This is a genomic window from Streptomyces sp. NPDC002870 (assembly GCF_042888505.1).
Taxonomy (GTDB): domain Bacteria; phylum Actinomycetota; class Actinomycetes; order Streptomycetales; family Streptomycetaceae; genus Streptomyces.
Genome location: NZ_JBIAPW010000025.1, coordinates 83,005 through 105,200, shown reverse-complemented (window position 1 = coordinate 105,200; position 22,196 = coordinate 83,005). Strand labels below are relative to the sequence as shown.

At 70.2% G+C, this 22,196-nt stretch carries 17 protein-coding genes; 9 read left to right on the top strand and 8 right to left on the bottom strand.

Annotated elements, in window-relative coordinates:
• Positions 1 to 30: 30 nt before the first annotated feature.
• Complete coding sequence (locus ACFYWY_RS26610; protein WP_389190539.1) at positions 31 to 1,704, bottom strand: glycoside hydrolase family 13 protein; 1,674 nt, start codon at positions 1,702 to 1,704, stop codon at positions 31 to 33.
• Between the two features lie 202 nt (positions 1,705 to 1,906).
• Positions 1,907 to 3,178, bottom strand: coding sequence for an ABC transporter substrate-binding protein (locus ACFYWY_RS26605; protein ID WP_389190538.1), 1,272 nt, complete (start codon positions 3,176 to 3,178; stop codon positions 1,907 to 1,909).
• A gap of 165 nt (positions 3,179 to 3,343) precedes the next feature.
• Here ACFYWY_RS26605 and ACFYWY_RS26600 point away from each other — a divergent pair, with 165 nt between their 5' ends.
• From ACFYWY_RS26600 to ACFYWY_RS26590, 3 genes are read left to right on the top strand one after another with little or no spacing between them, the layout of a single operon-like run.
• On the top strand, positions 3,344 to 3,850 hold the full coding sequence (locus ACFYWY_RS26600; RefSeq protein WP_389190537.1) for a PadR family transcriptional regulator: 507 nt from the start codon (positions 3,344 to 3,346) through the stop codon (positions 3,848 to 3,850).
• The gene (locus ACFYWY_RS26595; protein ID WP_389190536.1) at positions 3,847 to 4,644 is read left to right on the top strand and encodes an ABC transporter ATP-binding protein; all 798 of its coding nucleotides are present in this window, start codon (positions 3,847 to 3,849) and stop codon (positions 4,642 to 4,644) included. Before ACFYWY_RS26600 ends, ACFYWY_RS26595 begins: the two co-directional genes overlap by 4 nt.
• A gap of 1 nt (position 4,645) precedes the next feature.
• On the top strand, positions 4,646 to 6,955 hold the full coding sequence (locus tag ACFYWY_RS26590) for an FtsX-like permease family protein (RefSeq protein WP_389190535.1): 2,310 nt from the start codon (positions 4,646 to 4,648) through the stop codon (positions 6,953 to 6,955).
• A gap of 108 nt (positions 6,956 to 7,063) precedes the next feature.
• On the opposite strand, the gene ACFYWY_RS26585 is transcribed toward ACFYWY_RS26590, so the two are convergent.
• Both ACFYWY_RS26585 and ppk2 read right to left on the bottom strand, forming a co-directional pair.
• Entirely contained in the window at positions 7,064 to 7,825 is a 762-nt protein-coding gene (locus ACFYWY_RS26585; RefSeq protein WP_389190559.1) for a DeoR/GlpR family DNA-binding transcription regulator, read from the bottom strand.
• A 210-nt stretch (positions 7,826 to 8,035) separates the two neighbouring features.
• The gene (gene ppk2 / locus ACFYWY_RS26580; protein WP_389190534.1) at positions 8,036 to 8,851 is read right to left on the bottom strand and encodes a polyphosphate kinase 2; all 816 of its coding nucleotides are present in this window, start codon (positions 8,849 to 8,851) and stop codon (positions 8,036 to 8,038) included.
• 37 nt (positions 8,852 to 8,888) lie between these two features.
• Here ppk2 and ACFYWY_RS26575 point away from each other — a divergent pair, with 37 nt between their 5' ends.
• Positions 8,889 to 11,273, top strand: a complete 2,385-nt coding sequence (locus ACFYWY_RS26575; protein ID WP_389190533.1) for a phosphoketolase — start codon at positions 8,889 to 8,891, stop codon at positions 11,271 to 11,273.
• Positions 11,274 to 11,460: 187 nt separating this feature from the next.
• The gene (locus tag ACFYWY_RS26570; protein WP_389190532.1) at positions 11,461 to 13,926 is read left to right on the top strand and encodes a glycoside hydrolase family 65 protein; all 2,466 of its coding nucleotides are present in this window, start codon (positions 11,461 to 11,463) and stop codon (positions 13,924 to 13,926) included.
• Positions 13,927 to 13,933: 7 nt separating this feature from the next.
• Here ACFYWY_RS26570 and ACFYWY_RS26565 read toward each other — a convergent pair whose 3' ends face one another.
• The 3 genes from ACFYWY_RS26565 to ACFYWY_RS26555 form a co-directional block, all read right to left on the bottom strand.
• Positions 13,934 to 14,227, bottom strand: coding sequence for a DUF1876 domain-containing protein (locus ACFYWY_RS26565; protein WP_389190531.1), 294 nt, complete (start codon positions 14,225 to 14,227; stop codon positions 13,934 to 13,936).
• A gap of 104 nt (positions 14,228 to 14,331) precedes the next feature.
• Positions 14,332 to 16,365: an APC family permease gene (locus ACFYWY_RS26560; protein WP_389190530.1), complete on the bottom strand. Its 2,034-nt coding sequence runs from the start codon at positions 16,363 to 16,365 to the stop codon at positions 14,332 to 14,334.
• Between the two features lie 179 nt (positions 16,366 to 16,544).
• Positions 16,545 to 17,312 carry an acyl-CoA thioesterase gene (locus ACFYWY_RS26555; RefSeq protein WP_389190529.1) on the bottom strand — a complete coding sequence of 256 codons (768 nt, stop codon included), beginning with the start codon at positions 17,310 to 17,312 and terminating at the stop codon, positions 16,545 to 16,547.
• A gap of 158 nt (positions 17,313 to 17,470) precedes the next feature.
• On the opposite strand from ACFYWY_RS26555, the gene ACFYWY_RS26550 reads away from it, so the two are divergent.
• From ACFYWY_RS26550 to ACFYWY_RS26535, 4 genes are all read left to right on the top strand, one after another.
• The gene (locus ACFYWY_RS26550; RefSeq protein WP_389190528.1) at positions 17,471 to 17,767 is read left to right on the top strand and encodes a DUF1876 domain-containing protein; all 297 of its coding nucleotides are present in this window, start codon (positions 17,471 to 17,473) and stop codon (positions 17,765 to 17,767) included.
• A gap of 184 nt (positions 17,768 to 17,951) precedes the next feature.
• Positions 17,952 to 18,677: a hypothetical protein gene (locus ACFYWY_RS26545; RefSeq protein WP_389190527.1), complete on the top strand. Its 726-nt coding sequence runs from the start codon at positions 17,952 to 17,954 to the stop codon at positions 18,675 to 18,677.
• Positions 18,674 to 19,192 (top strand): SixA phosphatase family protein, encoded by a 519-nt coding sequence (locus ACFYWY_RS26540; protein ID WP_389190526.1) that lies wholly within the window; start codon positions 18,674 to 18,676, stop codon positions 19,190 to 19,192. The genes ACFYWY_RS26545 and ACFYWY_RS26540 overlap by 4 nt, the downstream gene beginning before the upstream one ends.
• Positions 19,193 to 19,256: 64 nt before the next feature.
• Positions 19,257 to 19,766, top strand: coding sequence for a DUF664 domain-containing protein (locus ACFYWY_RS26535; protein ID WP_389190525.1), 510 nt, complete (start codon positions 19,257 to 19,259; stop codon positions 19,764 to 19,766).
• On the opposite strand, the gene ACFYWY_RS26530 is transcribed toward ACFYWY_RS26535, so the two are convergent.
• Positions 19,738 to 22,194, bottom strand: coding sequence for a SpoIIE family protein phosphatase (locus tag ACFYWY_RS26530; RefSeq protein WP_389190524.1), 2,457 nt, complete (start codon positions 22,192 to 22,194; stop codon positions 19,738 to 19,740). The genes ACFYWY_RS26535 and ACFYWY_RS26530 overlap by 29 nt on opposite strands.
• Positions 22,195 to 22,196 lie beyond the last annotated feature (2 nt).

Below are 22,196 nucleotides of genomic sequence, written 5' to 3'. Positions count from 1 at the left end.
TCCTTCCGAGGGGTGGGAATGGTGGGTGGTTCAGGGGGTTGGGCAGTCGCCCGTCCACCACGCGGCGGTCGCTCCGGGGAGCACACCGTCCGGGCAGGGACCGCTGGAGAGGAGCGGAGTGCCCGCGACCGGGGCCGGCACGGGCTCGGTTCCGAAGTTGATCGCGCAGATCAGTCCGTCACCGCGGGTCATGGCCAGTACCTGTGGGGGCGCCTCCAGCCAGTGCAGGCTGCCCTCGCCCAACTGCGGCAGACTGCGCCGCAGTTGAAGTCCGTCGCGGTAGAGGTGCCAGAAGGAGCGGGTGTCGGCCAGTGCCCGGTCGGTGGCGTGCTCGGCGAACCACTCGGGCTGTGGCAGCCAGGGCCGCGCGCCGGCCGCACCCTGGCTGAAGCCGAACGGTGACGCGTGGCCCGACCAGGGCAGCGGCACCCGGCAGCCGTCCCGGATGCGCGCGCGGCTGCCGGTGCGGTGGAAGATCGGGTCGGTGAGTACCTCGTCGGGAAGGTCGAGGACTTCGGGGAGGCCGAGCTCCTCGCCCTGGTAGACGTACGCGGCGCCGGGCAGTGCCAGCATCAGCAGCGCGGCGGCGCGGGCACGTGCCGCACCGAGCCCGCTGGCCTCCACGCCGGGCTCGCCCGCGTAGCGGGTGACCGTGCGCACCTGGTCGTGGTTGTTGAGCACCCAGGTGACGGTGGAGCCGGTCCCGGCGATGTCGCGTATCGCCTCCGTGATGGTCGCCCGGAAGGCGTCGGCGTCCCAGGGAGCGCTGAGCAGGTCGAAGAAGAACGCCTGGTGCAGCTCGTCGGACCGTACGTACTTGGCGTGTTCACGCGCGGTCGCTACGGAGACCTCGCCGACCAGCAGCCGCTCGTTGCCGTCCCCGGCCGTGTACTCCTCGCACACCGATCGCCAGCGGCGCCACACCTCGTGGACTTCCGGCTGGTTCCAGGCCAGCGGGTTCACCGAGTCACGGGCACGCTCGTCGGCGCCGGGGTCGTCCGAGTCGGGCAGCTCGTGGTGCTTGAAGAGGCCGGCGGCGACGTCGATACGGAAGCCGTCGACGCCCCGGTCCAGCCAGAATCGGAGCACCTGCTCGAAACTGTCGCCGACCTCAGGATTGCGCCAGTTCAGGTCGGGCTGCTGCGGGGTGAACAGGTGCAGATACCACTGCCCCGGGGTGCCGTCGGACTCTGTGATCCGGCTCCAGGCGGGCCCGCCGAACATCGCACGCCAGTTGTTGGGGGGCTCCGCTCCGTCCGGGCCGCGGCCTTCGGCGAAGTGGAAACGGGCGCGGGCGGCGCTGCCGGGGTCGGCGGCGAGCGCTTCGCGGAACCACGGGTGCTCGCTGGAGCAGTGGTTGGGGACGATGTCGAGCAGCAGCTTGAGGCCGAGTCGGCGGGCGTCGGCCATCAGCAGGTCGAACTCGGCCAGGTCGCCGTAGACCGGGTCGACGTCGCAGTAGTCGGCGACGTCGTAACCGTGGTCGTGCTGCGGCGACGGATAGAACGGGCTGAGCCAGATGCCGTCGACACCGAGCTTCCTGAGGTACGGCAGTCCGGCCCGTACGCCGGCCAGGTCGCCGATGCCGTCCCCCGTGCTGTCGAGGAAGCTGCGCACGTAGACCTGGTAGATCACCGCGTCGCGCCACCAGGAGGTGGCCGTGCGGGAGGGGTGGCCGAGGACGGCCGGAAGAGCTGTGAGCATCTCGCGTTGACCCGTTCCTGAAGGATGCGAGAGCGCCCCAGAGCGGGTGCGCTGTTATGCATGCATGTTAAGTAGGGGTGACGGCAGCGTGTCAACGATGCTGCGAGAAACGGCCCAGGTTTGCCCGGATATTTGGCGGTATGCCAGAGCGAGCTGCTACTTAACAAGTAAATAATGAACCGAGGGGAGACGGTGGGCAGATTCAGCCCTTGCGGGAGATCGATCCCAGCTCGCGGGACAGCCGTGCCACGGCCTGCTGCGGCGTCTGCCGCAGCGCCATGACGTCCTGTACGACGGCCTGCACCGCGAGGCTCACCTGGTCGTACCGGGGGCTCTTGGGGCGCGGCTCGGCCGCCAGGACGCTCTGCCGCAGCGTGGGCAGATACGGGTAGGCCCGGATCAGAGCGGGATCCTCGTACAGCGCGGCGCGAACCGGTGGCAGGGAGCCCTCGGTGAGTACCTGTCGCTGGACCCGCTCGCTGGTGAGATAGGCGATCAGGTCGGCGGCCGACTCCGGATGCCGGGAGTGGCTGCTCACCGCGAGATTGGAGCCGCCGAGCACACTCGTGCCCGGTCCGGACGGTCCGGGCAGCGGCACCGCATCGAATGCGCCGGCCACCTTCGACCCCGGCGCGTTGGCCACCGAGTAGACGTAGGGCCAGTTCCGCAGGAAGAGCAGCCGGCCGTCCTGGAAGGCCTGCCGGGACTCCTCCTCCTTGTAGTCGCGGGCCTGCGGGGAGATCCAGCCGTCCCGTACTCCGCCGGCGAGGAACTCCAGTCCGGTCCGGGCCGCGGCCGAGTCCACAGTGACCCGGGCGCCGTCGTCCCGCAGGATCGAGCCGCCCGCCGAATGGACCGCCTCCGTGGCGTTGACCGTCAGTCCCTCGTACGGCAGGAACTGGCCGGCGTAGCCGTCCATGCCGTACTTGGGGGCCACATCCCGGGCCTGCCGGGCCAGCTCCGCCCAGGTGCGCGGCGGCTGTTCGCCCGCCCGCTCCAGAATGTCCTTGCGGTAGTACAGCAGCCCGGCGTTGGTGACATAGGGGACGGCGTAGAGGCGGCCGTCGAAGGTGGCTGTGTCCACCACGGGCGCCAGGAACGAGTCCAGCGGGAAGCCACCGCGCCGCAGGGGGGAGATCCATCCCGCCGCCGCGAACTCGGAGGTCCAGGCCACATCGATGTTCAGTACGTCGAACCGGTCGCTGCCGGACCGGAGCTCGCTGATCATCTGGGCCCGGGTCTCGTCCGCGGAGTCGGGCAGCTCGACGAGCGTGACCTGTTCCTTCGCGTGGCTGCGGTTCCAGTCGTCCAGCAGCGGACCGAGATACTCGGTGAGATCGCCCGCCGTCACCAACGTCATGGGTCCGCGGCCCTTGGGGGCCGCGGTTCCGGACTCGGAGCCGAAGCCCGCGTAACCCGCGAGGATCACGGCGGCAGCGAGGAGCCCCCTACCCGCGGCGTGTATCCACCGCATAGGTTCCTCCCAGTGCACCGATCCGGCAGCGCCGCCGTCCCATGTGGCCTATGTATACCGGTTAGGCATGGGCGATACTAGACGTCCAGGCGGAGAAGGCGGGTGGCGCGAAACACACCCGCATTCGAGTCAACAGGAAACTATGGAGCGAGAGGGAGGGAGCGCGTGCGGCTGCCGCTCCTGGCACTCCTCACCGGTGGTCCGGCGCACGGTTACGAGCTCAAGCAGGACCTTGAGAAGCTCCTGGGCGCCGCGTACCCTCAGCCGAACGTCGGCCAGATCTACGTCACTCTTGGGCGGCTGGAAAAGGCCGGTCTGATCGCCGGTGAGGACGTCGAGCAGTCCGGCAGGCCCAACAAGCGGACGTACCGGCTCACCGACGCCGGGCGGGAGGCCGTACTCGCCTGGTTCGAAGAGACCACGGACGAGCCGCGGGTCAGGGACGAGTTCTTCATGAAGGTCGCCCTCGCACCTCACTCAGGTCTTGCCGACCCGATCACGCTGATCAACAAACAGCGGCGGCAGTACCTGAACACCATGCGTGACCTGTCGAAGCTGGCCGCGGCCGAGGACCGGGACAACAGAGTCTCCCAGCTGCTCATCGAGGGCGCGATGCTGCATCTGCAGGCCGACCTCGACTGGCTGGAACGCTGTCAGGAGGAGCTGGAATGAGCGAGGACACCGCTCCTGCCGCGCTGGGTGCTGCCGCGCCTGGTCAAGGGGACAGTGTGCCGATCGTGCGCGCGGAGGGTCTGACCAAGACCCACCACGGCGAAGGCGCACCCGTCCACGCCGTACGCGGGGTGGATCTGACCGTTCAGCCCGGGGAATTCGTCGCTGTCACCGGCCCCTCCGGCGCCGGCAAGTCCACGCTGCTGCACCTCATCGGCGGACTCCAGCGACCCGACAGCGGCAGTCTCTGGCTCGGCGGCCGTCAGGTGGACGCGTATCGCGAGGCGCGCTGGGCGGTGCTGCGCCGCCGCAGCATCGGCATCGTCTTCCAGTTCTTCAACCTGGTCTCCGACCTCACTGTCGCCGACAACGTCGAGTTGCCCGCGCTGCTCGCGGGAGCCTCACCCAAAGCGGCCCGGGACAGCCGGGCCGAACTGCTCGCCGAACTCGGCCTCGAAGGCAGGGAACGGTCCATGCCGGGCGAACTCTCCGGCGGCGAGCAGCAGCGCGTAGCCCTGGCCAGGGCACTGGTGAACCATCCCGCGCTGCTACTCGCCGACGAACCGGCCGGCAGCCTGGACAGCAAGGGAACCAGGGAAGTACTCCGGCTGCTCTCCCGGTTCCACCAGCGCGGCCAGACGATCCTGCTGGTCACCCATGACGCACGGATGGCCAGTGCGGCGGACCGTGTCATCAGCTTCTTCGACGGGCGAATAGCCGACGACGCGGCACTCGGCGCCGGGCAGCGCACCACCGGCCGCGGGGTCTCCGGCGTACTCGAACTGAAGGAGTGACGTGCGGGCCACTCTGCGCTGGGCGCACGCCGATCTCCGGGCACACCGCGGACAGTCGGTGTTCGTCGTCCTGGCCAGCGCCGGCATCATCGCTTCGCTGCTGCTGGCCGTGGCCCTTTTCAGCTATGCCGCCAACCCCTGGCAGCGGATCTTCACGCAGTCGCAGGGCGCCCATGTCTGGCTCCACACCCGGGTCGCCGCGGACACGGGGGCGCTGTCCGCACTGGACGGTGTCGCCGGTGTCTCCGGGCCCTACCGCACCGGTCAGGCCACCCTTGAAGCCCGGGGGGTGCGGGCGAGCGTGGCCCTGCGCGCGGCGGGCACCCTGCCGCCGGAGATCGCCCGGCCACTGGTCACCGACGGGACCTGGCTCGATACGCGGGCAGAGGGCGTCGTACTGGAGAGCTCCCTCGCGCGGGTGCTCTGGGCGGAGCCGGGCGACACCCTGACTGTCACGGGATCGGACGGCACCGCACGCACCCTCAGGGTGGCCGGTGTCGCCGAAGCCGCGGAACCCGGCTACCGGCCGGGCGGCGAGCCCGGTATCGGATGGGTGCTGCCCGGCACGCTCGACCGCATCGCACCGCAGAGCACCAGCCACAGCGTGGGACTGCGACTGGACGATCCGGACGACACCGACTTCACCGTTCAGCAGGCAGTCACGCTGCTCGGCGCCGACCGTGTCGCCCAGGTGACCAAGTGGCAGCAGGCGCGCGCCGAGGCCGGGGGCGACGAACGGCTGCTCGGGCAGTTGTTCGGCGTGTTCGGTCTCGGGGCGCTGCTGGCCGCCGCGCTCGCCGCGTCGGGGGCGATCAGCGCCCGCATCCGCGGACAGCTGAGGGACATCTCGATCCTCAAGGCGATCGGGTTCACACCGGGCCAGGTGGTACGCGGCTTCCTCGTCCAGCACCTCGCCTTCGCGCTGCTCGGGGTCACCCTGGGCACGGCGGCGATCGCGCTCGTGGGTGCCCGGATACCCGGCCCGATCGGGGACGCGGCCGGGGTGTGGCAGGACCTGCCCGGACACACCGCCCTGATGATCGGCGTCCCGAGCGGCGCGGTGCTGCTGATCGCGACCGCCACCTCACTCGCCGCCTGGCGAGCCGGCCGGGTCCCGCCGGTGCCGGTCGCCCGGGCGGCACTTCCCTCGGCCGCGCCGATGACCGGGCTGGGCCGCCGGGCGCTCGGCATGCGGGTGCCGCCCGCGCTGGTACTCGGGTGGCGCGCGGCGTTCCCACGGCGGCCGCGCACCCTGATCACCGTGGCCCGGCTTGCGCTGCCACTCCTCATGATCACGGTGGCGCTCGTCACCTGGTCCACTCTGGACATGTTCCGCAGCCGCCCCGCGGACATGGGAGTGCCCGCGGCGCTGACCGTACGGGCCGAACAGCCCGGCAGCCTCACCGGCCAGGAACTCCAGCGCGCGCTGACCGCGCCCCCGGACGTCGCCGCCGTCCACCCGGGCGTGGAGGTCGCGGCGCTGGTGCCAGGGCAGACCGGCACCATCACCCTGCGAGGGCTCGGCACCGACCGCGCTCCCTACCCCTTCACCGTTGTCGAGGGACGCCTCGCCGACGGCCCCGACGAGGCGGTCGCCGGCCAAGGGCTGCTCGATCTGCTGGACGTACGGGTCGGAGACTGGGTCCGGATGACGGTCGAGGGACGGCCGCAGATCCTGCACATCGTCGGACGCAGCATCGAACCGGAAGCCGGCGGCCGGGTCATCTCGACGACGCTCGACACACTCGAAGAACGCGACCCGGCACTGCGGCCGGACTTCTACCATCTCGTCCTGCGGCCCGGCGCGGAACCCCGTGCGGTGAGCAGCGCTCTCGCCGAGGCGGCCGGAGGCGCGCTGGAGATCAGGGAGACACCCAACCCGGCGGACCGGCTGGAACCGGCGCGGGGCGTGATCGCGGCCCTGATCGGAGTGCTGGCCCTGATCGGGCTCACCGAGCTGCTGACCGTCATCGGCACCGGCGTCCGCGACCGCGGCCGTGATCTGCTGGCGCTCAAGGCGATCGGACTGACACCTCGCCAGATCAGCTCGGCGATCGTGGCGGCCGCCGGCTTCACGGCACTGCTGGCCGCCGGGATCGGCACGGGACTTGGGGTGCTGTCGGGCAGCTGGCTGGTGGACACCCAGGGCCGCTCCAGCGGTATGGGCGCCGGCATCGCTCATGTCCCGCCCGCGCTGCTGCTGGCTTCGGTCGTGGTCGGTGCGGTGCTGGGTGCTGTCGCCGCCGCGGCCGTGCCGGCGACCCGGACCGCCCGCCGTCGACTGGCGGATTCGTTGACCGAGACACTCTGACGGCAGCCGACTGCCGCCTGCCGACGGGAAATTGAGGGCCCGTCTCCAGGACCCGGATCGCCCGGTCCGGTGCCCGGTTGCCGTGGCACTCTGCGACCGCTCACGCGCTCACACCCGGTGGACGTGGGGGCCCAGCAGCGCATAGCGCTGTGCCTCCGCAGCGGTGAGCGAGGTATCGGTGACGATGGCCTCGAACTCCGCCACCTCGGCGAACCGGCAGAAACTCACCGCGCCGAATTTGGTGTGGATCCCCGGGAAAATCCGGCGCCGGGCGGACTTCATCGCCTGTGCCTTGACATGGCCGACTGCCGGATCGGGGGTGGTCAGCCCGTACTCACAGGAGATGCCGTTGGCCCCGACGTACGCCAGATCGATGACCAGGCCGGCCAGCATGTCGGTCACCCAGTGGTCCACAGTTGCCATCGTGTTGCCCCGCACCCGACCGCCCAGCATGATCACCTGTGTGTTGTCCCGCCCGGCCAGCACGCCCGCGGTGGTGAGTGACGCGGTGACGACGGTCAGCCGCCGGTCCTCGGGCAGTGCCTCCGCGATCAGCTGTGGGGTGTACCCCTCGTCGATGAAGACGGTCTCGGCCTCGCCGAGCAACTCGACTGCTGCCGCGGCGATTCGGGCCTTCTGCGGTACGTGCCGAGTGGTTCGGGAGGCGAGGGTCGTCTCGAATCCGGCGCTCTCGACGGGATAGGCGCCTCCGTGCTTACGACGGACCAGGCCGCTGTCCTCCAGCACCCGCAGATCGCGGCGCACGGTCTCCAGGGACACCGCCAACTCCACTGCAAGGGCGGTGACGTCCACCGATCCGTTGAGTCGCGCGACCGTGAGAATGGCACGCCGACGTTCGTCGCCGTCCAGGGTCTTCTCCTCTTCGGTGTGCGGAAGCGCCCTGGTCTCCCCTATGAGCCTGCCAGGATTCTCCACAAGATCCATCAGCATTGACCAGTATGTCTGTACTGGGCACGAGTGTAATCATCTCCCTAGGGTTAGGTGTCATAACCCTAGGTATTGGTTATTGCAATCGAGATATAGCGGGGTCGCACCGGGGGTGAGACCCTCCCGGCCGGCTCAGCCGGTCAGGCCGGCCGCATGGTCGGGGACGTACGTCTGCAGATCACGCGGCGGGCGCACATAGCCCGTGGGTGGCGGCCGGGGCGGCAGTTCGAGCGCCGGCGGGGGCACGTCGCGGTAGGGGACGGACTCCAGCAGATGGGCGATCATGTTGATACGCGCCCTGCGCTTGTTGTCGCTCTCCACGACGAACCACGGCGCCTCCGCGATGTCCGTGTGCACCAGCATCTCGTCCTTGGCCCGGGAGTACGCCTCCCAATGGGTGATGGACTCCAGGTCCATCGAGGAGAGCTTCCACCGCCGTGTGGGGTCATCGAGGCGGCGCCGGAACCGCTGCTCCTGTACGTCGTCGCTCACCGAGAACCAGTACTTGCGCAGCAGGACCCCGTCCTCCACGAGCATCCGCTCGAAGATCGGGCACTGGTGGAGGAACCGCTGGTGCTCCTCCTTGGTGCAGAAGCCCATCACATGCTCGACGCCCGCCCGATTGTACCAACTTCGGTCAAACAGTGCGATTTCGCCCGCGGCGGGCAGGTGTGCGATGTAACGCTGGAAGTACCACTGTGTGCGCTCGCGCTCGGTGGGCTTGGGCAGAGCCACGATCCGTGCGACCCGGGGGTTGAGATGCTCAGCGACCCGCTTGATGGTGCCGCCCTTGCCCGCTGCGTCGCGCCCCTCGAACACCACCACGAGTCGCGCGCCTTCCGCGCGCACCCATTCCTGGAGCTTCACGAGCTCCGTCTGCAGCCGCAGGAGCTCCCGCTCGTACAGCGCACGCGGCAGCGCATCGGGCCGCGCCTTCTTGCCGGCCATACCGCCTCCCCCGCTCGATGACGTTACGGAGTCACTCATGCCCAAGGTCAAGCACCAGGACAGCACCGTACTGACCGACGAGGAGGTGCGCACCCTGGACGCTCACTGGCGTGCCGCGAACTATCTTTCCGCCGGGCAGATCTATCTGATGGCAAACCCGCTGCTGAGGGAGACCCTGGAACCCGTGCACATCAAGCCGCGGCTCCTCGGCCACTGGGGCACGTCGCCGGGGCTCAACCTCGTCCACACCCATCTCAACCGCGTCATCAAGGACCGCGGGATCGACGCGCTGTGCATCTGGGGCCCCGGACACGGCGGCCCGGCGGTCCTGGCCAATTCCTGGCTCGAGGGCAGCTACAGCGAGACCTACCCGAACATCAGCCGGGACGCGGCCGGCATGGAGAGGCTGTTTAGGCAGTTCTCCTTTCCCGGCGGGGTGCCCAGTCATGTCGCTCCACAGACCCCCGGCTCGATCCACGAGGGCGGCGAACTCGGCTATTCACTGGCGCACGCGTACGGCGCCGCGCTCGACAACCCGGATCTGCTCGTCGCCTGCGTGATCGGCGACGGCGAGGCCGAAACCGGCCCGCTCGCCGCCTCCTGGCACTCCAACAAGTTCCTCGACCCCGTGCATGACGGGGCGGTGCTGCCCATCCTCCATCTCAACGGCTACAAAATCGCCAACCCGGCGGTCCTGTCCCGCATCCCCGAGGCTGAACTCGACGAGCTGCTGCGGGGATACGGACACGATCCGATCCACGTCACCGGCGACGACCCTCGCCAGGTCCACCGTGCCATGGCCGCCGCCCTCGACCGCGCCCTGGAGCACATCGCCATCCTGCAGCGCACCGCGCGCGAGGAGGACGTCACAGAGCGGCCGCGCTGGCCCGTCATCGTCCTGCGTACGCCCAAGGGCTGGACCGGACCGGCCGAGGTCGACGGGGAGCCGGTCGAAGGCACCTGGCGCTCGCACCAGGTCCCGCTGCCCGGCGTACGGGAAAACCTGGCGCACCTGCGGCAGTTGGAGGCATGGCTGCGCTCGTACCGGCCGGACGAGCTCTTCGACACGCTGGGCCGCCCCACCGCCGACGTCCTCGCCTGGGTCCCCGAGGGCGCCCGGCGCCTCGGCGCCACCCGGCACGCCAACGGCGGCCTGCTCGTCCGTGACCTGCCGATCCCAGATCTCGACCGCTTCGCCGTGCCCGTCGACAAGCCGGGATCGACCCTGCACGAGCCCACCCGGGTCCTCGGCGGTCTCATCGAACAGCTCATGGAGGCCACGTCCGGGCGCCGGGACTTCCGTCTCGTCGGGCCCGACGAGACCGACTCCAACCGGCTCGGCGCCGTCTTCGGCGCCACCGGCAAGGCCTGGCAGGCACAGACCATCGCGACCGACGAACATCTCTCCCGGCAGGGCCGGGTCATGGAGGTCCTCTCCGAACACCTCTGCCAGGGCTGGCTGGAGGGCTATCTCCTCACCGGCCGGCACGGACTGTTCTCCTGCTACGAAGCCTTCGTCCACATCGTCGACTCGATGGTCAACCAGCACATCAAGTGGCTGAAGACATCCAGGGAACTGACCTGGCGGGCCCCGGTCGCATCCCTCAACTACCTGCTGACCTCGCATGTCTGGCGGCAGGACCACAACGGCTTCTCACACCAGGATCCCGGCTTCGTCGACCACGTACTCAGCAAGAGCCCCGAGGTCGTACGCGTCTACCTGCCGCCGGACGCCAACACCCTGCTCTCCGTGGCCGACCACGCTCTGCGCAGCCGTGACTACGTCAATGTGATCGTCGCCGGCAAGCAGCCCTGCTTCGACTGGCTGTCGATGGACCAGGCCCGCGCCCACTGCGCCCGCGGGGTCGGCGTCTGGGACTGGGCCGGAACGGCGCACGGCGAGCACGAACCGGACGTGGTGCTCGCCTGCGCGGGCGACGTCCCCACCCAGGAGGTGCTGGCCGCAGCCCAGCTGCTGCGCCGGCACCTGCCCGGACTCGCCGTGCGGGTCGTCAACGTGGTCGACATGACCCGGCTGATGCCGCGCGAGGAACACCCGCACGGCATGGTCGACTTCGAGTACGACGGACTGTTCACCCGCGACAAGCCGGTGATCTTCGCCTACCACGGCTACCCCTGGCTCATCCACCGGCTCGCCTACCGCCGCGCGGGCCACGCCAATCTCCATGTCCGCGGCTACAAGGAAATGGGTACCACCACGACCCCGTTCGACATGGTCGTACGCAACGACCTGGACCGCTTCCGGCTGGTCATGGACGTCGTCGACCGCGTTCCCGGCCTCGGAGTGCGTGCCGCCTCCGTACGCCAGCACATGGCCGACGCCCGCACCCGCCACCACGCGTGGATCCGCGCGCACGGCACCGACCTGCCCGAGATCGCCGACTGGACCTGGACGGGCTGAAGGCCGTCCCCGCATCGGCATACGCGTACCGGCGGGCCGGCGAAAGGAGGTGAACGCGCGGCGGCTTCGGCCCGGTCATCGGCGTGGACCGGGACCGTACTGACGAGACCCGTGCTGAACTGCTGAAACACGGCGCGGACAGCGTGGTCCGCGACCTCGCGGAACTTCTCGCCCCGGAGGACTGACGATGCACGACTGGACCTGGGTGTACGAAGGCTACGACCCGGAACAGGAGCGCCTGCGTGAGTCCCTGTGCACCCTCGGCAACGGCTACTTCGCGACTCGCGGCGCGGCCCCCGAGTGCGTCGCCGACCCCGTGCACTACCCGGGTACGTACGCCGCGGGCTGCTACAACCGGCTGATCTCGGACGTGGCGGGACGGCAGGTCGAGAACGAGGACATGGTCAACCTACCCAACTGGCTGCCGCTGCGATTCCGTACCGACTCCGGGAACTGGCTCTCGCCGGACACCCACAAGGTCCTGGACCACCACCAGACGCTGGACCTGCTCGCCGGCACGCTGGAGCGCACCCTGCGCTACGAGGACGAGAGCGGCCGGCGCCTCGCGGTGCGGCAGCTTCGCCTTGTGCACATGGCCTCCCCCCATCTGGCCTTGCTGCGCACCGAGTTCACCGCCGATGGCTGGTCCGGGGAGATCGAGGTCGAGTCGGCGCTCGACGGAACGGTCACCAACAGCGGAGTCGAGCGCTACCGGCAGCTGGCCGGCCGTCACCTCACCCACGTCCATACCGGGACGTCGGCCCCCGACACCATGTGGCTGCGCTGCCGCACCAGTACCTCCGACATCAGGATCGGCCTGGCGGCCCGCACAGTGACCGACGTGGTCGACGTGGTCGACGTGGGCGACGTTGCCCATGTGCCGGCCTCGGCCGAGCCGACCACCCGCCACGAGAACCTGCGGGTCGCCCAGCTCCTGCGCCTGCCACTGACCCCGGGCCGGACCGTCACCGTCGACAAGACGATCGCCCTGCACACCTCCCGGGACCCGGCGATCAGCGACCCGCTGCACGCCGCCGTCGACCGGGTGAAGCGCGCCCCGGGCTTCGACGCCCTGCTGGCCTCGCACAGCACGGCCTGGCGCCAGCTGTGGCGCGCCGCCGAACTCGACGTGCCGAACAGCGCGGGCCCGATCCTGCGGCTTCACCTCTTCCACGTACTGCAGACGCTCTCCCCGCACACCGCCGAACTCGACGTCGGAGTTCCGGCCCGCGGTCTGCACGGCGAGGCCTACCGCGGCCATGTCTTCTGGGACGAACTCTTCGTCCTGCCCTGTCTGAACCTGCACTTCCCCGAGGTCTCCCGGGCCCTGCTCAGCTACCGCCACCGGCGCCTGGAGCGGGCCTGCTTCGCCGCTCGGGACGCCGGGCGAGCCGGGGCCATGTACCCCTGGCAGAGCGGCAGCAACGGCCGCGAGGAGACCCAGCAACTGCACCTCAACCCGCTCTCGGGACGGTGGCTGCCCGACCACTCCCGGCTTCAGTACCACGTCGGCTCTGCGATCGCCTACAACGTGTGGCAGTACTGCGAGGCGAGCGACGACATGGAGTTCCTGCACACCAAGGGCGCCGAAATGCTGCTGCAGATCGCCCGGTTCTGGGCAGACGCGGCGGCGTACGACAGGACCCTCGGCCGCTACCGGATCCGCGGAGTCGTAGGCCCCGACGAGTACCACGACGCCTACCCCGGCGCGAGCGAGGCGGGCCTCGACGACAACGCGTACACCAACGTCACCGCTGCCTGGGTGCTCGCCCGCGCCCTCGACGTACTGCGCTGTCTCCCGGAGCCACGCCGCAGGGATCTCGTCGAACGCACCGGACTCGCCGACGGCGAACTCGACGCGTGGGAGGAGGTCTCCCGCAAGCTGCATGTGCCCTTCCACGCCGGGGTGATCAGCCAGTTCGAGGGCTACGGCGAACTCACGGAACTCGACTGGGACACCTACCGGGACCGCTACGGCGACATCCGGCGCCTCGACCGGATCCTGGAGGCAGAAGGGGACACGGTCAACAACTATCAGGCGTCCAAGCAGGCCGACGTGCTGATGCTCGGCTACCTCTTCTCACCGGCCGAACTCCAGGGACTCTTCAGCCGGCTCGGATACGAGCTGGACGACACCGTCTGGCAGCGCACCGTGGACCACTATCTGCGCCGCACCAGCCACGGCTCGACGCTCAGCAGCCTCGTGCACGGCTGGGTGCTGGCGAGGGTACGGCGCGCCGAGGCATGGGCGTTCTGCCAGGAGGCGCTGGCCGGGGACATCGCCGATCTGCAGGGCGGCACCACGGGGGAGGGCATTCACCTCGGCGCGATGGCCGGCACCCTCGATCTCGTACAGCGAGGACTGACCGGCCTGGAGACACGGGGCGGCACGCTGCGGCTCGACCCCGTGCCGCTGCCGGAGCTGTCGGAGTACGGCTTCGCGATCCGCTACCAGGGGCACTGGGGCGTACGGCTCCGGCTGAGCGCGGGACAACTGCAGATCACCGTGCCCGACTCCGACCGGTCACCGATCGACATCGCCCTGCCGGACAGCACCGTCTCCGTGGCGCCTGGGGAATCGTGCGCCCTGGCCCTGCCCCAGGAGCAGCCCACGGGCCAGGACGGGACGGCGACCGGCGGGCATCAGGTGTGAGCCGGGCCTACGTCCCCACTGTCCAGCTGTACGGCGGACCGAGGGGCGGTTCCGGCGCGGCGCCCACCCTCTCCATGTCGCGGTCCGCGACCCGCATCAAATGACCCGCGAGGTCTTTGAGCGCGCGGCCGGCCGCGAGCTCGTCACCGATTTCGGGGACGTCCGCGTCCTCTGCGCTGCACCGTGCGGTCCCCTGCCCCGTGAGTGTTGAGGCCCCGGTGTCCAGCACCGCCCGCGCCTTCGTCGTTCCGTCCTCCTCCGACAGGTACAGACCGACCTTCCATTCCAGAGTCCGTTTCATGGTCTGCCTCCTCGCGCACACGCGGCATCGGGGCGCCGCCGCGTGGTCCTGTCTCCAGGGTCCACCCACCCGGGTCCGGCCGCGAGGTCCACCCTGGAGGATCGTCACGGGTGCGTGGTGACGTCTTCGCTCTGGCGTGCTTCGGTGGGTTCTCCGCGGCGTACCGAGCCGGGGGCGCGGGCCGCCGGGTGGTCGGCGTGGGCCGAGGAGCTCAGTTGCCAGGGGACGCTGGTGACCATGACGCCGGGAGTGAAGAGCAGGCGGCTCTTGAGCCACAGCGCGGACTGGTTGTGCAGCAGGTTTTCCCACCAGTGGCCGACGACGTACTCGGGGATGAAGACCGCGACCACGTCCCGCGGGCTGTCGCGCCTTATCGAGCGGACGTACTCCAGGACGGAGCCGGTGATCTCGCGGTAGGGGGAGTCGAGGACCTTGAGCGGTACCTGGATCCCGTACTCCTCCCACTGGCGCTGGAGCGCGGCGGCCCCGTCCCGGTCGACCGCGACGGTGAGGGCTTCCAGGCGGTCCGGCCGGAAGGCGCGGGCGTATGCCAGTGCCCGCAGGGTCGGCTTGTGGATGGTGGAGACCAGGACGACGGCCAGCACGCGGGAGGGCGGCACCATCTCGCTGCGCGGGTCGGTGACGGCGAGTTCGGCCGCGGTGGCGTCGTAGTGACGGCGGATGCCGCGCATCATCACCCACAGCACGATGGCGGCGAGCACTGCCAGCCAGGCGCCCTCGGTGAACTTGGTGGCCAGGACGATGACCAGGACCAGGGAGGTGACGACCGCGCCGGTCGCGTTGATGACCCTGGCCACCTGATGGCGACGGCGGACGGCGGGGTTGGTCTCGGTGAGCAGTTCGCGGTTCCAGTGCCGGACCATGCCCGTCTGGGAGAGCGTGAAGGAGGTGAACACGCCCAGGATGTAGAGGTGGATGAGGCTGGTGACATCCGCCTTGTACGCCCACAGCAGCAGGCCGGCGACGACCGCCAGGGCCAGGATGCCGTTGGAGAAGGCGAGCCGGTCGCCGCGGTTGTGCAGCTGGCGCGGCAGATAGCGGTGCTGCGCGAGGATCGAGGCGAGCAGTGGGAAGCCGTTGTAGGCGGTGTTCGCGGCGAGGATCAGCACCAGGGCGGTGGCGGCCTGGATGAAGTAGAAGCCGACGCTGTTCTCGCCGCCGAAGACGGAGGCCGCCAGCTGGGCGATGACGGTGCGCTGGGTGTACGACTCGCAGTCCGTGAGCCCGGTCAGCCGGCATGGGTCTTCGACGATGTGCACCTTGGCGACGATCGCGAGGGTGGTGACGCCGACGAACATGGTGATGGCGATGATGCCCATCGCGGCCATGGTGGTCGCGGCGTTCTCGGACTTGGGCTTGCGGAAGGCAGGCACGCCGTTGGAGATCGCCTCCACGCCGGTCAGTGCCGTACAGCCGCTGGAGAACGCGCGCAGGACCAGCATCACCAGGGCCAGTCCTGCCAGGTTCACGTCCCCGGGCTCAGGCTCGACGCCGTACGCGGCGCTCTCGGCCACCGGCGCGTCACCGAGCAGGTAGCGGAACAGGCCGGTGCCGACCATGATCAGTACGCCGCCGATGAACAGATAGGTCGGGGCCGCGAACGCCTGGCCGGACTCGCGTACGCCGCGCAGGTTCATGGCGGTCAGGACGGCGACGAAGGTGAGCGCCATCGGCACCCGGTGTTCGACCAGGGCGGGCATCGCCGAGATGATGTTGTCCACGCCGGAGGCGACCGAGACGGCCACGGTCATCACGTAGTCGACCAGCAGCGAGGCGGCGACCACAAGACCGGCGGACGGGCCCAGGTTCGTCGAGGCGACCTCGTAGGAGCCCCCGCCGCTCGGATAGGCGTGCACCACCTGGCGGTAGGAGAGCACCACCACGGTCATCAGCGAGACGACCGCGGCCGCGATCCATGGCGTGAAATGCAGGTACGCCAGGCCGCCCAGGGTGAGGACCAGCAGGATCTCCTGCGTGGCATAAGCCACCGAGGACAACGGGTCGGACGCGAAGATCGGCAGGGCGAGACGCTTGGGCAGCAGCGTCTCGCCCAGCTCCTCGCTGCGCCTGGCCCGGCCGATGACCAGCCGCTTGAGTATCCCCGTCACATTCAGCACGGCGCGAGGGTATGTCGCCCCACCCGCTCAGCAGCACGACTCCGAGAGGGGAGGGGATCAAGAACTCGTTAGGATTCCCTGTCGCTGCGTACATATGGCGCAATTACGCCCGCAGCAGCCGATCGGAACCTCGGTGCCCGGGTGTTGAGCGCCTGCCGGGCGCAGAAGGCGACCGGTGTTCACGTCATCGGGGCCAGGATGCGCCGGGCCTGCCGTCCCGAGCCGAGCAGCCGGCCGTCCGCCGTCCACACTGTGCTGTCGTCGACCGCCCAGCCGCTTCCCGCGTGTTCGGTACGGATACGGACCAGTGCCCAGCCGTCGACGGGCCCACGGTCCAGGGCGTCGCCGTAGTGGACGGTCAGTTCGGCCGAGGGAACGGGCCTTGGTGCGGTCCAGCGCGCGAAGAGCGCGGGGGGCAGGGCATCCGCCAGGATGACGACCGCCTCGGCGTCCAGCCCGCGCCCGTCGGCGAAACGCACCCATGCCGTCAATTCGGCGCGGTCGCCGCCGCCGAGTGGCCGTGCCGGGGTCGCGGGACGTATCTCGAGGTGCCGCGCGAACGCGGCCAGACGCTCCGGCAGCTCCAGCGCCTCGCAGTCGTCCGCCCCGGGCACGGCGGGGATCTGGCTGCCGTCGTAACCGGGGCCGGGGTGCGGAGTGCCGAACACCGCTGAGCCCCGCAGCACTGCGGCGCCACCCTGCTCGGCGACGAACGACGCGAACGAGGTGCCGCGCCCGGCATGCTCGACCGCGGCCTCGATGCGGAGGGGTTGGTCGCCGACCGGTGCCAGGAAGTGCGTGGTGAGTGTCCGCACGACGGACGCGTCGCCGAGCAGGCCGCGCATTCCGGCCAGCCCCTGCGCCGCCAGATATCCGCCGTGAACGCCGGCCCACGACCACCACGAACGGCCGACGCTGACCGTTGTCCCCGAAGCCGTCACGCTCATGTCGCCGCACCGTCCTCAATGAGTTTGAAAACCAGACTTACTGTTGCACCCTACTCCAGCAGACTGGAAGAGCGAACCCGTCGAGGGAGTGACCATCCTGGAGTCAGGACCGCGTCGTGCTGGCGCACTCGGGCCGGACGCGGGCGAGGAGGTGTGCGATGAATCGGACGCTGGACTGGAGCGTCCACCTCCACCTGTCGGAGGAGGACGGCACGACGAAAGCCCGCGCGGTACTGGACACCGGTACCGCAACGCTCACCGGTCACGGGGTCGCCCGCTGCAACCCTCAGGACGTGGACATCCCCACGATCGGCGACGAACTCTCGGCGAGCCGTGCGATGAAGGACCTCGCGGGGCAGCTGATGAGGGCGGCCGACGCCGAACTGGAGGCCGCGGGCGCCGGAACGACGAGCGGGCGCGCCGGGCCGCCGTACAGCTGGTCGGACACGCCCTAGAGCCGCGCGCAGCCCCGTCATCAGCCGGGCGGGCGGTGTGCGACGTCGCGGACGTCGTGCACCGGCACAGGTGCGGCGTCGTAGGAGGGGCCGTCCCCGAGGCGGATCACCATCCGTACGCGCAGCTACTCCGACCGGTCGTTCGCGGTGCGGAGTGGGGGTCGGGGCGCCTAGGCTCGGCTGTGTGCTGCGCATCGTTGACGAACTGGCTGGCCGTGGTCCGCTGCGGATCTGCGCCCATGTGCCACCGCACGGCGGGCCGGGCGTCCTGACCGGTCTGCGCGTGCTGCTCGTCGCGGATGTGCTGGCGCGCGTCGTCGAGCTGCGCGGCAGACAGGTCCTGCTGGGACGGACGGGCCCGGGGGTCCCGTCGGCCGCCGCTGTGGGCATCCGGTCGGCCGATGCCCACGGGACCCCGGACCACATCGCCGACCTGCTCGGAGGCCCACCCGGCGTACACCTCACCGACCGCGCGTACGAGGGCGGAAGCGGCGCCTCCCTGCAGGTGGCGGAGGCGCATACCTCCGTGTCCATGGCGGGACTCGAGGAGCAGGATCCGCTTGCCGTACGCCTGCTGCTGCTCTCCCACGCCCACCATGAGCCGGTCACGCTGCGTGCCGAAGGCCTCGACGAGGCCCGCCGCACGCTGGCCCGATGGCGGCGTGCCGTAGCCGATTGGGCGGAACAGCCGTCGAAGCCGATGCCCGCCGACCGCCTGCGCCCGGCCCGTACCGCGCTGGAGGACAGTCTCGGCACCACCGCCGTACTCGACCTGCTGCGGGATCTGGAGGCGGCCACGGACGTGCCGGCCGGAGCGAAGTTCGAGACGTTCGCCCATCTGGACCGCGTACTCGGCCTGGAACTCGCCCGCGAGACCGGCCACCCGCACCCCGCCGGAGCGCCGGTATGAGCCCGCTGCGGAGGCTGGTCGTCCTGCGGCACGCCAAGTCCGCACGGCCCGAGGGCGTTCCCGACCATGACCGCCCGCTCGCCCCGCGCGGCCTGCGCGACGCCCCCGCCGCCGGCCGCTGGCTGGCAGAAGCCGACTGTCTGCCCGACCTTGTCCTGTGCTCCACCGCCCGCCGTACCCGCCAGACCTGGGAGCTGGCCGCCCGGGAGCTGGGCAGCACCCCGCCGGTGCGATACGATCCGCGGCTCTACGGGGCGGACGACGAGCCTCTTCTCGAAGCCGTGTGCGCAGTGCCCGACGATGTCGGGACGTTGCTGCTGATCGGGCACAACCCCGGCCTCCAGGACCTGATCCTGCTGCTCGCCGGAGAGGCACTCGGCGGCACAATGCAGCGCGCACAGACCAAGTTCCCGACGTCCGCCGTCGCCGTGCTGACCTGGCGTGGCACATGGTCGGCTCTCGCGCCGGGCGCCGCGCTGCTCACCGACCTGGCCGTCCCCCGTGGACAGCGGTGAGCCCCGCTGAGCGTCCCCGGAGCGGGCGACGAACTCCTGTGACGATCGGACCGAGGAGCAGTGGATGTACAGCGCAGACTTGCTGGCAGACGCGTTCGAGCGCGTCCGGGAGGCAGTACACGGCGCGGTCGAGGGGCTTTCTGCGGACGACCTCAACGCCCGGCTGGACGCCGACGCGAACTCGATCGCCTGGCTCGTGTGGCATCTGTCGCGCATCCAGGACGATCACGTGGCTGATGCGGGTGATGTGGAGCAGGTGTGGCTCTCCCAGGGCTGGGCGGACCGCTTCGAACTGCCCTTTCCCAGGAGAGCGACCGGGTTCGGCCACGCCAGCAGGCAGGTCGCCGCGGTACAGGTCCAGTCGGCCGAGCCGCTGCTCGGCTACTACGACGCCGTCCACGAGCAGACCCTGCGGTTCGTCCGCGGGCTCGACGACGCGGCACTGGACCGCGTTGTGGACGAGTCCTGGTCCCCGCCGGTCACCCTGGGCGTCCGACTGATCAGCGTCCTCTCCGACGACCTGCAACACGCCGGCCAGGCAGCATTCATCCGAGGCTCGCTGGAGCGCCGTTGAGAAGGAGCTGTTCGGTCCAGATCGTCTTGCCGTCGCGGGTGTACCGGGTGCCCCACCGCTCGGTGAGCTGGGCCACCAGGAAGAGCCCGCGGCCGCCCTCGTCGGTGGTGCGGGCCCGGCGGAGGTGCGGCGAAGTGCTGCCGGTGTCGGAAATCTCGCAGATGAGGTGGCTGTCACGGATGAGCCGCAGGGCGATCGGCCCGTTGCCGTACCGGTAGGCGTTGGTGACCAGCTCGCTGACGATCAGCTCGGTGGTGAAGGTCATCTCCTCCAGCCCCCACTCCGCCAGCTGGGATGCCGTCAGAGCCCGGGCCCGAGCGGCGGCGGTTGCTTCCACGGGCAGCTCCCATGTGGCCACCTTCTCCGCCGCCAGGACGCGGGTACGGGCGATGAGCAGAGCCACGTCATCGGCAACGTCATCGGTGGGCCGGTCACGCAGCAATGCGCCCTCCACCGCCCTGCATGTCTCCTCCAGCGAGCGGGTCGCCGGGGTCAGTGCCCCGCACAGATCCGCCAGACTCTCGTCGACGTCTCGCTTGAGGGCCTGGATGAGGCCGTCGGTGTACAGGGTCAGGAGGCTGCCTTCTGCCAGTTCCAGCTCGGCTGTCTCGAAGGGCAGCCCACCCAGGCCAAGCGGCGGGCCTGCAGGCAGTTCGAGGAGGTGAACCTGTCCGGACGGCGTCACCACCGCGGGCGGCGGGTGGCCGGCGCGGGCCAGGACGCAGTGCCGCGAGACGGGGTCGTAGACCGCGTACAGGCAGGTTGCGCCAATGACCTGAGGGGAACGGTCGTCGGTCGGCTCCTGCTCGGCCGCCAGACGGTCCACGAGATCATCGAGGTGGGAGAGGACCTCGTCAGGAGTGAGGTCGAGGTTGGCCAGGGTGTGTACGGCGGTGCGCAGCCGGCCCATCGTGGCCGCCGCGTGGATGCCGCGGCCGACCACGTCGCCGACGACGAGGGCGACGCGGAGCCCGGAGAGCGGGATGACGTCGAACCAGTCACCGCCGACGCCGGTCGTCGCGTCGGCCGGAAGGTAGCGGTGGGCGATCTCGACCGCCGGGTGCGCGGGCACCTCGTGCGGGAGCAGGCTGTGCTGCAGTGTGAGGGCGGCGTCGTGCTGCTGGGTGTAGCGGCGTGCGTTGTCGATGGAGACGGCGGCGCGGGCGGCGAACTCCTCGGCGAGTGTGAGGTCGTCCTCCTCGAATGGCTCGACCCGTTGCGACCGCCACAGACTGAGCAGGCCGAGCACGAGCCCCCGCGCGACCAGCGGCACCACCATCAGCGAGTGGATACCCAGGCTGAGGGCGCGCTCAGCCCGCTCCGGGTCCAGGGGGAGCCACCCGGCAGGACCTTCCAGCTGCGCTTCGAGGACCGGACGCCGCTCGGCCAGGCACCGCGCCTGCACAGTTTCCGGCGGTATGTGAATCGTGTGGCCCACCGGATACATCACCTCCGCCGCCTCCGACAGGATGCTGCGGATCGCCGTCCGGCGCACGGGTCCGAACGTCTCCTGGGTGGGCTCTGCACCGCGGGTCACCGGCTCCAGCAGGTCCACGGAGACGCAGTCGGCGAGGTCGGGGACCGCCACCTCGGCAAGCTCACGCGCCGTCTCCGCCACGTCCAGGGTGGTTCCGATGCGTGCGCTGGCCTCGTTCAGCAGAGCCAGCCGACGGCGGGCCCGATAGCGTTCGGTCACGTCCTCGACTGTCTGCGTGACCCCGAGGATCCGTCCGGAGGGGTCCTCCATCCGGAAGGCCGATACCGATACGACCAGTTCACGGCCGGGATCCCGCCGCAGATGGCAGGGCTGCTCGGTGAAGATCGAGGACCGGCCCGTCTCCAGTACCTCCCGCAACTGCCTCTCCACGGCGTCGCTGTCCTGCCGGATCAGGAATTCGCTGATGCGGAGCCCGCGATGCCGCTCGGCCGGTATCTGACTGAACTTGGTGAGCGCCCGGTTCACACGCAGGATGCTCAGGTCCGGGGCGTGGACGGAGAGACCGATCGGGGAACGGCGGAACAGCCCGTCCAGGACCGACCGGTCCGTCTCCCACTGGACCACCTCCTCAGCGGGCGCACCGACGAGGATCCATTCGCGGGGGGAGTCGCCTCTCACGGTCAATCGGGCCCGACACCCCAATTCCACACGATGGCCGTCGCGATGCCGGACGGGCACGACCCCGAACCAGCCCCGGTCGCGTACGCACGCGGCCACCGCGTCCATGACGACGTCCTGGTCGCGCGGGTCGACCAGAAAGTCGACCGCCGGCCTCCCGAGCGCCTCCTCGGGCGGGTAGCCGAGCAGCGCCTCGGCCCGCTCGCTCCAGCCGACGACCCTCCCGCGGTCGTCCAGCACCACCAGGGCCGCGCGCCGCACCGCGAACGGGTCTTCCGGGCCCTCGCTGAACGTTGTCACCGGAGTGTCCATCC